Annotated in this window: 12 protein-coding genes; 4 read left to right on the forward strand and 8 right to left on the reverse strand. The window is 63.3% G+C overall.

Features of this window, described 5'->3' with window-relative positions; all coding sequences use genetic code 11:
• Nucleotides 1–13: 13 nt before the first annotated feature.
• The 8 genes from tldD to mreB form a co-directional block, all read right to left on the reverse strand.
• Nucleotides 14–1,456 (reverse strand): metalloprotease TldD, encoded by a 1,443-nt coding sequence (gene tldD, locus AC30D9_RS12700; protein ID WP_307576186.1) that lies wholly within the window; start codon nucleotides 1,454–1,456, stop codon nucleotides 14–16.
• A gap of 5 nt (nucleotides 1,457–1,461) precedes the next feature.
• Nucleotides 1,462–2,325 carry a carbon-nitrogen hydrolase family protein gene (locus AC30D9_RS12705; RefSeq protein WP_134922843.1) on the reverse strand — a complete coding sequence of 288 codons (864 nt, stop codon included), beginning with the start codon at nucleotides 2,323–2,325 and terminating at the stop codon, nucleotides 1,462–1,464.
• A gap of 138 nt (nucleotides 2,326–2,463) precedes the next feature.
• On the reverse strand, nucleotides 2,464–6,267 hold the full coding sequence (locus tag AC30D9_RS12710) for a YhdP family protein (protein WP_490144135.1): 3,804 nt from the start codon (nucleotides 6,265–6,267) through the stop codon (nucleotides 2,464–2,466).
• Between the two features lie 60 nt (nucleotides 6,268–6,327).
• A complete protein-coding gene (gene rng / locus AC30D9_RS12715; RefSeq protein ID WP_134922842.1) occupies nucleotides 6,328–7,785 on the reverse strand; it encodes a ribonuclease G in 1,458 nt (485 codons plus the stop codon).
• Between the two features lie 44 nt (nucleotides 7,786–7,829).
• Complete coding sequence (locus AC30D9_RS12720; RefSeq protein WP_490144136.1) at nucleotides 7,830–8,435, reverse strand: Maf family protein; 606 nt, start codon at nucleotides 8,433–8,435, stop codon at nucleotides 7,830–7,832.
• Nucleotides 8,436–8,472: 37 nt separating this feature from the next.
• Nucleotides 8,473–8,961 carry a rod shape-determining protein MreD gene (gene mreD / locus AC30D9_RS12725; RefSeq protein WP_003197820.1) on the reverse strand — a complete coding sequence of 163 codons (489 nt, stop codon included), beginning with the start codon at nucleotides 8,959–8,961 and terminating at the stop codon, nucleotides 8,473–8,475.
• On the reverse strand, nucleotides 8,958–10,052 hold the full coding sequence (gene mreC, locus AC30D9_RS12730) for a rod shape-determining protein MreC (protein WP_490144137.1): 1,095 nt from the start codon (nucleotides 10,050–10,052) through the stop codon (nucleotides 8,958–8,960). Before mreC ends, mreD begins: the two co-directional genes overlap by 4 nt.
• Nucleotides 10,053–10,222: 170 nt before the next feature.
• Nucleotides 10,223–11,260, reverse strand: coding sequence for a rod shape-determining protein MreB (mreB, locus tag AC30D9_RS12735; RefSeq protein WP_002555108.1), 1,038 nt, complete (start codon nucleotides 11,258–11,260; stop codon nucleotides 10,223–10,225).
• A 214-nt stretch (nucleotides 11,261–11,474) separates the two neighbouring features.
• Here mreB and gatC point away from each other — a divergent pair, with 214 nt between their 5' ends.
• The 4 genes from gatC (at nucleotide 11,475) to AC30D9_RS12755 (ending at nucleotide 15,258) form a co-directional block, all read left to right on the forward strand.
• Complete coding sequence (gatC, locus tag AC30D9_RS12740; RefSeq protein ID WP_003197816.1) at nucleotides 11,475–11,762, forward strand: Asp-tRNA(Asn)/Glu-tRNA(Gln) amidotransferase subunit GatC; 288 nt, start codon at nucleotides 11,475–11,477, stop codon at nucleotides 11,760–11,762.
• 16 nt (nucleotides 11,763–11,778) lie between these two features.
• The gene (gatA, locus tag AC30D9_RS12745; RefSeq protein WP_490144138.1) at nucleotides 11,779–13,230 is read left to right on the forward strand and encodes an Asp-tRNA(Asn)/Glu-tRNA(Gln) amidotransferase subunit GatA; all 1,452 of its coding nucleotides are present in this window, start codon (nucleotides 11,779–11,781) and stop codon (nucleotides 13,228–13,230) included.
• Nucleotides 13,231–13,240: 10 nt separating this feature from the next.
• Nucleotides 13,241–14,686: an Asp-tRNA(Asn)/Glu-tRNA(Gln) amidotransferase subunit GatB gene (gene gatB, locus AC30D9_RS12750; RefSeq protein ID WP_134922838.1), complete on the forward strand. Its 1,446-nt coding sequence runs from the start codon at nucleotides 13,241–13,243 to the stop codon at nucleotides 14,684–14,686.
• Nucleotides 14,687–14,880: 194 nt separating this feature from the next.
• Nucleotides 14,881–15,258: a septal ring lytic transglycosylase RlpA family protein gene (locus AC30D9_RS12755; protein WP_490144139.1), complete on the forward strand. Its 378-nt coding sequence runs from the start codon at nucleotides 14,881–14,883 to the stop codon at nucleotides 15,256–15,258.
• Nucleotides 15,259–15,293: the final 35 nt, after the last annotated feature.

The following is a 15,293-nucleotide window of genomic DNA, read 5'->3' on the forward strand; positions in this document are numbered from 1 at the left end:
CCCAGCGCTCCCATCATGCGCCCGTGCCACCCACGGTAATCGCATCGATCTTCAGGGTCGGTTGGCCGACGCCTACCGGCACCGATTGCCCATCCTTGCCACACGTCCCCACGCCACTGTCCAGCGCCAGGTCGTTACCGACCATCGACACCTTGCTCATCGCCTCCGGCCCGTTGCCGATCAGGGTCGCGCCCTTGACCGGCGCGGTGATCTTGCCGTCTTCGATCAGGTAGGCTTCGCTGGTGGAGAACACGAACTTGCCGCTGGTGATGTCCACCTGACCGCCGCCGAGATTGGCGCAATAGATGCCTTTTTTCACCGAGGCGATGATTTCCGCCGGATCGCTTTGGCCACCCAGCATGTAGGTGTTGGTCATGCGCGGCATCGGCAGGTGCGCGTAGGACTCACGACGACCGTTGCCGGTGCGGGCCACGCCCATCAACCGGGCGTTGAGCTTGTCTTGCATGTAGCCCTTGAGCACGCCGTTCTCGATCAGCGTGGTGCATTCGGTCGGCGTGCCTTCGTCATCGACGCTCAGGGAGCCGCGACGTCCGGCCAGGGTGCCGTCATCGACGATGGTGCAGAGTTTGGAGGCAACCATTTCCCCCATGCGCCCGCTGTAGGCCGAGCTGCCCTTGCGGTTGAAATCGCCTTCCAGGCCGTGGCCCACCGCTTCGTGCAGCAGCACGCCGGACCAGCCGGAACCCAGCACCACTGGCAACGTGCCAGCCGGCGCCGGGATCGCCTCCAGGTTGACCAGCGCCTGGCGCAGCGCTTCGCGGGCGTAACCCATGGCGCGATCTTCATTGAGGAAATAACGGTAGTCGGTGCGTCCACCGCCGCCATGGCCACCACGCTCACGGCGACCGTTCTGCTCGACGATCACGCTGACGTTGAACCGCACCAGTGGTCGCACGTCCGCCGCCAGGCCGCCGTCGGTGGAGGCCACGAGGATCCGTTCCCAGACCCCGGCCATGCTCACCGTTACTTGCTGGATGCGTGGGTCGAGGGCACGGGTCGCGACGTCGATGCGCTTGAGCAGCTCGACTTTTTCGGCGCGGCTCATGACTTCCAGCGGGTTATCCGGCGCATACAACTGCGCCACGTCCTGACTGCTGAACGCCTGGACCGTGCCGTTCTGCCCGGCGCGGGAGATCGAGCGGGCGGCACGGGCAGCGGCGCCGAGGGCTTCGAGGGTGATGGCGTTGCTGTAGGCAAAACCGGTCTTTTCCCCGGACTGGGCGCGCACGCCCACGCCCTGGTCAAGGTTGAAACTGCCTTCCTTGACGATGCCGTCTTCCAGCGACCAGGACTCGGAGATCTGCCCCTGGAAATACAGGTCGGCGGCATCGATACCCGGGCCGGCCAGGTCGCCCAGCACGCCTTGCAGGCTTTCGAGGGTTACGCCGCCGGGGGCTAGAAGGTGTTCACTGACTGAGGACAACAACCCGCTCATATGATTTACGCCTTGAATTCGTCGTCTTGGACAGGTCGCTGTCGAGCGCCCTGCGAGAAAAAGCGCCGATGGCTGGCCACCGGCATGCGCGCCCGGATGGACGCCTGTTCATTGCTGTCGCGCTCGGCCAGCAGCACGGCCTCGCCTTGATCCTGTTGTGCCAGCACACGGCCCCACGGGTCGACAATCGCGGCATGGCCAAAGGTTTCCCGCGGCCCCGGATGCACGCCGCCCTGGGCGGCCGCCAGCACATAGCACTGGGTCTCGATGGCCCGGGCGCGGATCAGCACGTCCCAATGGGCCGCACCAGTCACCGCGGTGAACGCCGAGGGCGCGGTGATCAGCTCGGCCCCGGCAGCCCGCAACTCGCTGTACAGCTCCGGGAACCGCAAGTCATAACAGACCGTCAGGCCCACCCGCCCCACGGGAGTATCGGCAACCACCACGTTAGCGCCATAAGCATAGTCATCAGACTCGCGATAGCGCCCGCGATTGTCCGCCACATCCACATCGAACAGGTGCAGCTTGTCGTAGCGCGCGACGATCTGGCCCTGGTCGTCCACCAGCAACGAACAGGCATGGGACCTGGCCTCGGGCTGGTCCACCGGCGGCAACGGCAACGTGCCGGCCACAATCCATAACTTGAGGTCGCGGGCGACCTGTTTCAACCAGGGCAGGATCGGTCCCTGACCAAAGGCTTCGGCACGACCAATGTCGGCGATGTCCCGTCGCCCCATGGCCGCGAAGTTCTCTGGCAGCACCGCCAGCCGTGCGCCGCCAGCGGCTGCCTGCTCCAGCAGCACCCGGGCACGGGCCAGGTTGGCGAGCACATCGCTCTGGCTGACCATTTGAATCACTGCGACTGGCATGGTGCTTCCCTCACTTTTGCATAGTTCCCTGTGGGAGCGGGCTTGCTCGCGAAAGCGGTGTGTCTGTCACATCAATATTGAAAGTGCCGACGCTTTCGCGAGCAAGCCCGCTCCCACAAAAGGGATACCCATCGTCCATTAGAACGGCTTATCGAAGGTAATCTTCGGCTCTTTCCACGGCCCCTTGACGTCGTATCTTACGCTGGCAAATCGCGCAACGCGGTCACCGATCAGTTTGTCGATCAGAAACAGTGCCCCACCTACCGCCGGTGCGCCAACGATCAGCGCGGCGATCGGCAGGTTGTTGGTCACCGGCAGCGTCACCAGCAGCTTGGCGTCGACCCGGTCGGCCACCATGTCCAGTGTGCCGTTGAGTTCCAGGTTACTCGACGGCCCGGTCAAGGTAATGGGTTCGCGGGTCACGTACACCCCGTCGCTCGCCACCAGCAGCCCTTTGACCCGGTCGTAGCTCAAGCCCTTGCCGAACAGGTCGGAGAAGTCCAGGCGCAAGCGTCGGCCGATGGAGTTGAAGTTCAGCAGGCCAAATACCCGCAACGCCTGGGCGCTGCCTTCGACTTCAACGAACTGACCCTTGCTCAGCGACGCGTCGAGGCTGCCGGAAAAGCGCTTGGTGGCAACCCACGCCGGCGAACCGGGCCAGCGACCATCGACATCCAGGCGGAATTCCTGGCTGGTCACGCTCGGGGCAAAGCCCCAGCCCTTGAGCACATCGCCCAGGTTCTTGCCGCTGATACGGCCCTTGTACCAGCTACTGGTGGAACCGGGCACGCCTTCCCAGCCGCCACTGCCGTTCAACACCATGCCCTTGAGGCCCATGTCCAGATTGTTCAGCGCGATGCCCTTGGCGGTCGGGCGTACTTTCAACGACCACGCGCCGATAATATCGGGGCCCTGGAACAATTGATCGATGGCAATATCCATGGCCGGGATTTTTCCGGGATCGACCGACGCCAAGGGGTCCGGTGCGTTTTCATCCGCCTGGACCGTCGGATCTGTGGCCGGCAGGCGAACATAATCAAGCTTGATACCAATCGGGGCGGCCTTCGCATCCGGCAGGCTGACGTTGCCCTTGGCCTGCTGGCTGTCGAGGCGCAAGGCCCAGGCGTCCGCCTTGCGGTCCAGTTGCACCGACGCCTGGTCCAGGGTGGTGCCCATGGCCGTGAGCTTGCCGACGCTCAGATCGACGCTGCTGAGCAGTTGCTTGGCGCTGCCGCCAGGGTCCTGACCGGCGTATTTGTTCACCAGGTCCTGCCAGGGGCTTACGTCCAGTTCCGACAGTTTGCCGCGCAGTCGCACCCCCTTGGCCCCTGGCAGGACCGCATCACCGGCCCCCAGCAACAACTCGCCGCGACCGTCGGCGATTTTCCCGCTCGGCGCGGCGTAAGTGAAACTGGCCAGATCGCCATAATCGACCCAATAACGCCGCTCCGGTCCTTGCAGGGTCATGCGAAACACCGTGTCGCGCCCGACATCGGCGGCCATGCCAAAAGGTGCCGGCAGGTCGACTGCCACACCCTTGAGGTTGGAGCTGACCGACAGCTGGCTGTCGGCGCCGTCGAGGATCACTTGCAATTGGTAGGGCACGACACCGGATACCGGCAACGGCTGGCTGACACTCAGCCAATCGCTGAGCTTTTTGATCTCCACCTGCCCGGAAGCGGTGACCCGTGTATTGAGCGCACCGGCACGGCCCTCGGCGAAAATCTGCGCAGTTACGGGCCGGTCGAATGCCCGGGCGCTGATGCCCTTGCCGCTCAAGCCCTTGTTGCTGTCGAAGCGGAAATCGCCCTTGAGCTGAGTCAGTTCCAACGCCGGTTCGCTGAGCTTGAGGCGGGCCTTGTCGGTGGCGAAGTCCACCAGGATCTTCGGTTGCTCGCCTTTGACCAGCGGGATGTCGAGCTTCACGCTGCCTTGCAGGTCGCCCTCGCCCTCCCAGCCGGCGAACGTCTCGGCGGTCCCGATCGGTGCCGTCTGGAGGATTTTCAGACCGTCGCCCAGCCCTCCGGCGAACCCGCCGTCCAGCAGCAGATGAGAACTCTGCCCGGCCGGTACATGGGGAATGTTCACCGACACATCCTTGACCTGGGTATCGAGCAGTTGCCCTTGGCTGGCGAAGATGCGCACGCCGCTGTCTTCGACGAAGACATCGCCGCTGACCTTGCTGACCGAAGGCCAGCCCGGCTGGAACGCCAGTTCGGCGTCATGCACCTTGAAAAACAGGCTGATACTGCGCGCCGCATCCCCGGCACCGTGATTGAGCGAGCCTTGATACTGGAAAAAGCCCTCGTCCACCGCGCCCTTGACGATTGCCGTGCGCAGCCACTCATCCAGCGCCGGGCTGAGGACCGCCGGCAGGTACTTGGCGGTGTAGCGTCCATCGCCGTCCACCAGGCCGACCCGCAGGTCCATGTAGTCTTCCTGGCTGTGGTCGAAATGCAGGCGGATCAGGAAGTCGCCGGCAATCCGGCCCTCCTCGCCCAGCACCTTCAAATACGGCGCGATCAGGGTGAAGCCTTGCTTGTCGAGCTTCCAGGTCAACCGGGCGTTGGCCTGCAGGTATTGCCAGGGCTTGGCGAAGATCGGGTCCAGGTGCAGGGAAAAGTCCTTGCTGTCCATGCGCAGCTCGCCGCCGCCCAGGTCGCCACTCAGGCTCCCGGAGACGTTGCGCGCCGCCGGGGCACCGCGATAGGCATCAAAGCCCACGGTGTCCAGGTTGGTGGCGAAGCTGATTTTCTGGTCACCGGTGTTCTGCGGCCGGTAGTCGAGCAACACGTTGCGCAGGCCACCGGTCACCTTGAGACGGTCAATGGTCGTCGCCAAGCCCTCGGGCAGCGGTGCCAGGGCATTGAGCAAAGGTGTGAGAGGGGTCAAGTCGAGGCGGTCGGCCTGCAGATGCCAGCGCTCCTCGGTCTTTTCGGTGGCGGCACTCTGCTGCAGTTGCAGGCGTGATTCCCAGCGGGTCTCGCCCAGGTTCATCGCCAGGGAATCGAAGGTTGCGGTGAACCCTTGGCTGCCGCGCTGGAAATAGCCGTTGAGGGCCAGGTTGTGGATCTGCACAGGCTTGCGTTCGCCATAGGCGCCCTGGAGCTGCGGCGCGTTCAAGCGCATGGCCGCACTTTGCACCGTCCCCTCGGCCCAACTGAGCCAGAACTCGCCGCCGGCCTTGATCTGGGAGAAATTCCATTGCTGGGTCAGGCGTTTCGGCAACCATTTGGACCAGTCGCTTTGCGGCAGGCTCAGGTAGGCATCGGCCTGACCATTCTTCCAGTCGCTGGCGCGCAGGCGGGTACGCAGGTTGATCGCCACCGGCTGGCCGTCCGGCAGGGTCAGGCGGGCATCCAGGCGCTGGCGGGTGGCGCCGATGCGCAGGCTCAAGCCGACGTAGGTCAGGGTCAGCGGTGGTTGCTCGACGGGTTGCAAGGTCACCTGGCTATCGAGCACCGAGAGCTTGGAAACCATTTGCATGCGTTCGAGCAATTGCTGCGGATCTAGGGGTTGATCATCCTGCACCGGCAAGCCTTCCAGGGCCCATTTGCCGTCGGCACCCTCCTTGAGGCTGATCTTCAGGCCACTGACTTCCAGGTGGGCGATGCGCACCTGACGTGCCAACAGGCTGTCCCACAGGTCAGGTACAGCCCGCACCTGGTCCAGGTGCAAGGCGTTGGGGCCCTCGCCAACCACTACATCGCGTGCCGCCAGGATCGGCGCCAGCCCGCTCCAGCTACCGTCGAGGCTGCCGACGTGCACGGGCATGCCGAGGGCTGCGCCGGCCCGGTTCTCGACCTCGACGCGGTACTCGGCGACCAGCGGGACCAGCTCGCGACCGAGGCTGACGTACAACGCCAGCAGCACCAACAGCAGCGCGCACAGGCCCAGCCCCCAACGGGTCAGCGTCGCCATCATGCGTGTCAGACGCTCCATGTCAGTGGGCTCCCCTGGCAAAAACAATCAAATCCGCGGGCCCGCCGCTTCCCAAGCTCTTCAGAGCAACACCACGTCGTATTGTTCCTGGGAATACATGGTTTCCACCTGGAAGCGAATCGTGCGCCCGATAAATGCTTCCAACTCCGCGACATTACCTGACTCTTCGTCGAGCAGGCGGTCCACCACTTTCTGGTTGGCCAACACTCTATAGCCTGTCGCCTGATAGGCGCGCGCCTCCCGGAGGATTTCGCGGAAGATTTCGTAACACACGGTTTCCGGGGTCTTGAGCTTGCCGCGGCCCTGGCAACTGCTGCACGGTTCGCACAGCACCTGTTCGAGGCTTTCACGGGTGCGCTTGCGGGTCATCTGCACCAGGCCCAGCTCGGTGATACCGATGATGTTGGTCTTGGCGTGATCGCGTTCGAGTTGTTTTTCCAGGGTCCGCAGCACCTGGCGCTGGTGCTCTTCATCTTCCATGTCGATGAAGTCGATGATGATGATCCCGCCCAGGTTGCGCAGGCGCAGTTGCCGGGCGATAGCGGTGGCGGCTTCCAGGTTGGTCTTGAAGATGGTTTCTTCCAGGTTGCGATGGCCGACGAATGCCCCGGTGTTGACGTCGATGGTGCTCATGGCTTCGGCCGGATCGACCACCAGGTAACCGCCGGACTTGAGCGGAACCTTGCGCTCCAGGGCTTTCTGGATTTCGTCCTCGACGCCATACAGGTCGAAAATCGGCCGCTCGCCAGGATAATGCTCGAGGCGGTCGGCGATTTCCGGCATCAGTTCGGCGACGAATTGGGTGGTCTTCTGGAAGGTTTCCCGGGAGTCGATGCGGATTTTCTCGATTTTGGGGCTGACCAGGTCCCGCAGCGTACGCAGCGCCAGGCCCAGGTCTTCGTAGATCACGCTGGGAGTGGCGATGGTCTTGATCTGCGCGGCGATCTGGTCCCAAAGCCTGCGCAGGTAGCGGATGTCCATGAGGATCTCATCGGCCCCGGCCCCTTCGGCGGCGGTGCGCAGGATGAAACCACCGGCTTCCTTGATGCCTTCTTTTTCCACGCAGTCGCTGACCACCTGCTTGAGGCGCTCGCGTTCGGTTTCGTCTTCGATCTTCAGGGAAATGCCAACGTGGGCGGTACGCGGCATGTACACCAGGTAGCGCGACGGAATCGACAGTTGCGTGGTCAGGCGCGCGCCCTTGGAGCCGATGGGGTCCTTGGTGACCTGCACCACCAGGCTCTGGCCCTCATGGACCAGCGCGCTGATGCTCTCCACGGCCGGCCCTTCGCGCATGGAAATTTCCGAGGCATGAATGAATGCCGCGCGGTCCAGGCCGATGTCGACGAAGGCCGCCTGCATGCCCGGCAGCACCCGTACCACCTTGCCCTTGTAGATATTGCCGACGATGCCACGCTTTTGCGTGCGCTCGACGTGGACCTCTTGCAGCACACCGTTTTCAACCACCGCCACGCGCGATTCCATCGGCGTGATGTTGATCAGGATCTCTTCACTCATGGCAGGGTCTCGTTCAGGCATGTTCACGATTATGGCCGCATCAGTCAGACGGCGCTCAGCGCGCTCAAGGTTTGCCAACAGGGTATGCCGAAATGGCCCAGTAGTTCTGCGGTTTCGCACAGCGGCAGGCCGACCACGGCCGAATAACTGCCTTCAAGCCCGGCGACGAACACCGCGCCCAGCCCCTGGATACCGTAGCCGCCAGCCTTGTCCCGGGGTTCGCCGCTGGCCCAATAGGCGGCGGCCTCTTGTTCAGTGATGGAGCGAAAGCGCACTCGACTGCTGACAACGCGGGACTCACAACGTTGCCCATCCAGCACCGCGATGGCGGTCAATACTTCATGTTCGCGACCGGACAGGCTCAAGAGCATCGTCATGGCCTCGGCCTGGTCCAGTGGCTTGCCGAGAATCCGTCCGTCCAGCACCACGGCGGTGTCCGCGCCTAGCACGCAGCCATCCACATCGGCGTGCAAGGCGCGTCGCCCGGCCTCGGCCTTGCTGCGCGCCAGGCGCTCGACATAAGCCGATGGGGTTTCGTGAGCCAGAGGAGTTTCGTCGATGTCCGCGCTGACGGCGGTGAACGGCACGCCGATCTGCGTGAGCAGCTCACGCCGACGCGGCGAGCCAGAGGCGAGGTAAAGCGGCTTCATCAAGACATCTCCCTATCAAGGCCAATGCCTGACCGAATCAGTTGATTTTGAAACGCAGGCGCAGGCCACGCAAACCGAAGCTGACCCAAGGCCAGAGCAAGGCACTGACCAGGGCTGGCAGCACCAGGGCCAGGGTCGGCTGACGATTGCCGGTCAGTGCGCTGAGCCACAGTTGCACCAGTTGCGCCAGGCCGAAGATCACCAGGATCACCAGGCACTGTTGCCACATGGGGAACATCCGCAGGCGTTGTTGCAGCGACAGCACCAGGAAGGTGATCAGCGTCAGGATCAGCGCGTTCTGCCCCAACAGCGTGCCATAGAGCACATCCTCGGCCAGGCCCAGGCACCAGGCGGTGACCATGCCGACCTTGTGCGGCAAGGCCAGTGCCCAGAAGGCCAGTAACAGGGCCAGCCACAGTGGGCGCAGGATTTCCATGAACTGTGGTAGCGGTGAAACGCTGAGCAACAGGCCGATGGCGAAGGTCAGCCAGACCATCCAGCCGTTACCGGATTGGGTACTGCTCATTCTTCTCGTGCTCCCCTGGTGGCTGGCGCGGTGTCCGGCGTGGAGGCTGGCGGCTTGGCGGCGGGCCGGGCAGGCTGGGACGCCGGCGCGTGAGTGCTCGAACGGGTCGGTTTCGCAGCGGGTGTAGCCGGTGCAGCAGCCGGCGCGGGTGCCGGTGCAGCCGATGCAGGCGCTTGTGGTTTTGGCACGGTGGCAGGGACTGGCACCGGAACTGCTGGCGCCGGGGCGACCGAATCACCGCCCTGCCGGTCCTGGGCTTCCTGGGCCGCGGCGGCATCGTTGGCCCGCTCTTCCGGGGTACGGTTGTCGCTGAAGACCAGCAGCAGGTAGCGGCTGCGATTCAGGGCCGCCGTCGGCACCGCGCGCACGATGGCGAACGGCTGGCCGGAGTCATGAATGACTTCCTTGACCGTCGCCACCGGATACCCAGCCGGGAAGCGCTGGCCAAGGCCGGAGCTGACCAGCAGGTCGCCTTCCTTGATGTCGGCGGTATCGGCCACGTGCCGCAGCTCCAGACGTTCCGGGTTGCCGGTGCCGCTGGCGATCGCCCGCAGGCCGTTGCGGTTGACCTGCACCGGAATGCTGTGGGTGGTATCGGTCAGCAACAGGACGCGGGAGGTATAGGGCATCAACTCCACCACCTGGCCCATCAGGCCACGGGCATCGAGCACCGGTTGGCCGAGGACCACGCCGTCACGCTCGCCCTTGTTGATCAGGATGCGGTGGGTGAAGGGATTGGGGTCCATGCCAATCAACTCGGCCACTTCGACCTTCTCGTTGACCAGCGCGGAAGAGTTGAGCAACTCGCGCAGCCGAACGTTCTGCTCGGTGAGGGCCGCCAGCTTCTGCATGCGTCCCTGCAACAGCAGGTTTTCGGTCTTGAGTTTTTCGTTTTCGGCGACCAGCTCGGTCCGGCTGCCAAACTGACTGGCCACACCTTGCCACAACCGCTGCGGCAGATCGGTGATCCAGTAGGATTCCATCAACACCAGCGACATCTGGCTGCGCACTGGCTTGAGCACCGTGAAACGGGCATCGACCACCATCAGCGCGACCGATAGCACGGTCAGCACCAACAGGCGCACACCCAATGAGGGGCCTTTGGCGAAAAGCGGTTTAATAGGCCGCTCCTCCCAGGCAAATGTTTTCTTTATTCATACGGCATCAAACCGGCCTGGATACGAATGACAGAAGATAAACGCCAACGGGCAGCACTGCAAAGTGCTGCCCGGGAGCGAACAACATAGACGATCCAGCCAACTTACTCGCTGGAGAGCAGGTCCATGGTGTGCTTGTCCATCATTTCCAATGCACGGCCACCGCCGCGAGCAACGCAGGTCAACGGGTCTTCGGCCACGATCACCGGCAGGCCGGTTTCCTGGGCCAGCAGTTTGTCGAGGTCGCGCAACAATGCACCACCACCGGTCAGCACCAGGCCGCGCTCGGCGATATCCGATGCCAGCTCCGGCGGCGACTGCTCCAGGGCGCTCTTGACGGCCTGGACGATGGTCGCCAGCGACTCTTGCAGCGCTTCGAGCACTTCGTTGGAGTTGAGGGTAAAGGCCCGTGGAACGCCTTCGGCCAGGTTGCGACCGCGTACGTCGACTTCACGCACTTCACCGCCCGGGTAGGCCGTGCCGATTTCCTGCTTGATACGCTCGGCGGTGGATTCGCCGATCAGGCTGCCGTAGTTGCGACGCACATAAGTGATGATCGCTTCGTCGAAACGGTCGCCGCCCACACGCACGGATTCGGCATAGACCACACCGTTGAGGGAGATCAGCGCGATTTCAGTGGTACCACCACCGATGTCGACGACCATCGAGCCGCGGGCTTCTTCCACCGGCAGACCGGCACCGATGGCAGCGGCCATGGGTTCTTCGATCAGGAACACTTCACGGGCACCGGCACCGAGGGCCGATTCACGGATAGCGCGACGCTCGACCTGGGTGGACTTGCATGGAACGCAGATCAGCACACGAGGGCTGGGCTGCAGGAAGCTGTTTTCGTGAACCTTGTTGATGAAGTACTGCAGCATCTTTTCGCAGACGCTGAAGTCGGCGATCACGCCGTCTTTCATCGGGCGAATGGCCGCGATGTTGCCCGGTGTACGGCCCAGCATGCGCTTGGCTTCGGTGCCGACAGCCACGACGCTCTTCTGGTTACCGTGGGTGCGGATGGCCACGACCGAGGGTTCATTCAGGACGATACCGCGCTCGCGCACGTAAATAAGGGTGTTGGCAGTGCCCAGGTCAATGGAGAGATCGCTGGAAAACATGCCACGCAGTTTCTTGAACATGGGAAAGGGACCCTAGGCAACGCGTGGGTAAAAAAGTGCGGCAAACTCTAACAACGACAGGGATTTTGGGCAAGGCGCCAATATGTTAAATTGGCCGCTTTTCTGTGCACCAAACCCCACAATCGCGGCCGTAAGGCCGTAGAAATGCGGTAGTGTTCCGACAATCTAACACACGGACAGACTGCGTCCGTTTTGTTTTCCACTGGAGAATCCCATGGCGCTTGAACGCTCCGACGTGGAAAAAATCGCTCATCTGGCCTGTCTGGGCCTCAATGAAGCCGATCTTCCACACATCACTTCTGCCCTGAACAGCATTCTGGGGCTGGTCGACGAGATGCAGGCGGTCAATACCGACGGCATCGAACCACTGGCTCACCCACTGGAAGCCAGCCAGCGCCTGCGCGCCGACGTCGTGACCGAGTCCAATCACCGCGAGGCCTACCAGTCCATCGCACCAGCGGTCGAAAACGGCCTGTACCTGGTTCCGAAAGTCATCGACTAAAGGGAAAGAGCCTCTCATGCATCACATGACCCTGGCCGAGATCGCCCGCGGACTCGCCGACAAGAAGTTTTCCTCCGAAGAACTGACCAAGGTCCTGCTGGCGCGCATCGCCCAGCTCGACCCGCAGCTCAACAGCTTCATCAGCCTCACCGAAGAATTGGCCCTGGGCCAGGCCAAGGCCGCCGACGCCCGGCGCGCCAACGGTGAGAGCGGCGCCCTGCTCGGTGCGCCGATTGCCCATAAAGACCTGTTCTGCACCCAGGGCATCCGTACCAGCTGCGGCTCGAAGATGCTCGACAACTTCAAGGCCCCGTACGATGCCACCGTGGTCGCCAAGCTGGCCGCCGCCGGCACCGTGACCCTGGGCAAGACCAACATGGACGAATTCGCCATGGGTTCGGCCAACGAGTCGAGCTACTACGGCGCAGTGAAGAACCCATGGAACCTGGAACACGTACCGGGCGGTTCGTCCGGCGGTTCCGCCGCCGCCGTGGCCGCGCGCCTGTTGCCGGCCGCCACCGCCACCGATACCGGTGGCTCGATTCGCCAGCCAGCCGCGTTCACCAACCTCACCGGCCTGAAGCCGACCTACGGTCGCGTCTCGCGCTGGGGCATGATCGCCTACGCCTCCAGCCTCGACCAGGGTGGCCCGCTGGCGCGCACCGCCGAAGACTGCGCGATCCTGCTGCAAGGCATGGCTGGCTTCGACCCGAACGATTCCACCAGCATCGATGAACCGGTGCCGGACTACAGCGCCAGCCTCAATGGCTCGCTGCAAGGCCTGCGCATCGGCGTACCGAAGGAATACTTCAGCGCCGGTCTCGACCCGCGCATCGCCGAGCTGGTCCACAACAGCGTCAAGGAGCTGGAGAAGCTCGGCGCGGTCATCAAGGAAATCAGCCTGCCGAACATGCAGCATGCGATTCCCGCGTACTACGTGATCGCCCCGGCGGAAGCGTCCTCGAACCTGTCGCGCTTCGACGGCGTGCGCTTCGGTTATCGCTGCGAGAACCCGGAAAACCTGATGGACCTGTATAAGCGTTCCCGTGGCGAAGGCTTCGGCGCCGAAGTGCAGCGCCGGATCATGGTCGGCGCCTACGCGCTGTCCGCCGGCTACTACGATGCCTACTACCTCAAGGCGCAGAAAATCCGCCGCCTGGTGAAGAACGACTTCATGGCCGCCTTCAACGAAGTCGACATCATCCTCGGCCCGACCACGCCGAACCCGGCCTGGAAACTCGGCGCCAAGAACAGCGACCCGGTGGCCGAGTACCTGGAAGACGTCTACACCATCACCGCCAACCTCGCCGGCTTGCCGGGCCTGTCCATGCCGGCCGGCTTCGTCGATGGCCTGCCGGTGGGCGTACAGCTGCTCGCGCCGTATTTCCAGGAAGGCCGCCTGTTGAACGTTGCCCATCAGTATCAGTTGAACACTGACTGGCACACCCGCACCCCAACCGGCTTCTGAGGAGAAACACATGCAATGGGAAGTCGTGATCGGGCTGGAGATTCATACCCAGCTCACCACCCGGTCGAAAATCTTTTCCGGTAGCTCCACCACGTTCGGCTCCGAGCCCAACACCCAGGCCAGCCTGGTCGACCTGGGCATGCCCGGCGTGCTGCCAGTGCTCAACGCCGAAGCGGTGCGCATGGCGGTGATGTTCGGCCTGGCGATTGACGCCGAAATCGGCCAGCACAACGTGTTCGCCCGCAAGAACTACTTCTACCCGGACCTGCCCAAGGGCTACCAGATCAGCCAGATGGAATTGCCGATTGTCGGCAAGGGCCACCTGGACATCGCCCTGGAAGACGGCACGGTCAAGCGCGTCGGCATCACCCGGGCGCACCTGGAAGAAGACGCCGGCAAGAGCCTGCACGAAGAGTTCAACGGCGCCACCGGCATCGACCTGAACCGTGCCGGCACGCCGCTGCTGGAAATCGTCTCCGAACCGGACATGCGCAGCGCCAAGGAAGCCGTGGCCTACGTCAAGGCGATCCACGCGCTGGTGCGTTACCTGGGCATCTGCGACGGCAACATGGCCGAAGGCTCGCTGCGCTGCGACTGCAACGTGTCGATCCGGCCCAAGGGCCAGGTCGAATTCGGCACCCGCTGCGAGATCAAGAACGTCAACTCGTTCCGCTTCATCGAGAAGGCGATCAACAGCGAGATCCAGCGCCAGATCGAACTGATCGAGGACGGCGGCAAGGTCATCCAGCAGACCCGCCTGTACGACCCGAACAAGGACGAGACCCGTCCGATGCGCAGCAAGGAAGAAGCCAACGACTACCGTTACTTCCCCGACCCGGACCTGCTGCCGGTGGTCATCGAGGACTCGTTCCTCAATGACGTGCGCGCCACCCTGCCGGAACTGCCGCCGCAGAAACGCGAGCGCTTCCAGGCGCAGTTCGGGCTGTCGAGCTATGACGCCAACGTCCTGGCCACCAGCCGCGAACAAGCCGATTACTTCGAAAAAGTCGTGAGCATCGGCGGTGACGCCAAGCTGGCGGCCAACTGGGTGATGGTGGAGTTAGGCAGCCTGTTGAACAAACAGGGCCTGGAAATCGACCAGTCGCCGGTCTCGGCCGAGCAACTGGGCGGCATGCTGGTTCGGATCAAGGACAACACCATCTCCGGCAAGATCGCCAAGATGGTCTTCGAAGCCATGGCCAATGGTGAGGGCAGCGCCGACGAGATCATCGAGAAGCGCGGCCTGAAGCAAGTCACCGACACTGGTGCGATCAGCGCCGTGCTCGATGAAATGCTCGCGGCCAACGCCGAGCAGGTCGAACAGTACCGTGCGGCAGACGAAGCCAAGCGCGGCAAGATGTTCGGCTTCTTCGTCGGCCAGGCCATGAAAGCCTCCAAGGGCAAGGCCAACCCGCAACAGGTCAACGAACTGCTCAAAAGCAAGCTCGAGGGCTGATTGCCATGGAGCCAGATTTCAAGCCTGGCTCCCTTCGCCCTTACGGGAGCGAGCCTGTGGGAGCAAAGCTTGCTCGCGATGAAGACACCTCGATCCATCAGTGGACCGCGTTATCGTTCGTCGCGAGCAAGCTTTGCTCCCACAGGCTTTACTCCCACTGGCCAGTTCCCCTATCTGTAGTTGGAAAACCCTACATGAAGCGTCTGCTCGGCGCCTGCGCCCTGCTGTCCTTGCTGGCCGGTTGCGCCAGCCAGAGCGGGACGGTCGATCCACACGGCTACGACCAGACCGGCGTCGCCTCTTATTACGGCTCCAGGCACCACGGCAAGCGCACCGCCAGCGGCGAGCGTTTCGACCAGCACGGCCTGACCGCCGCCCATCGCCAGTTGCCGTTCGGCACACGGGTGAAGATCACCAACCTGGGCAACAATAACAGCGTGGTGGTGCGCATCAACGACCGTGGCCCATACTCCCGAGGCCGTTTGATCGACGTGTCCCGCGAAGCCGCCGAGCAACTGGGCATGTTGCGCAGCGGCACCGCACGGGTGCGCGTGCAAGCCCTCGACGATTGATAGACGGAGCCCGGCCATTTCCCTACTCACCGCCC

The sequence above is a fragment of the Pseudomonas sp. DF11 genome (assembly GCF_058148565.1).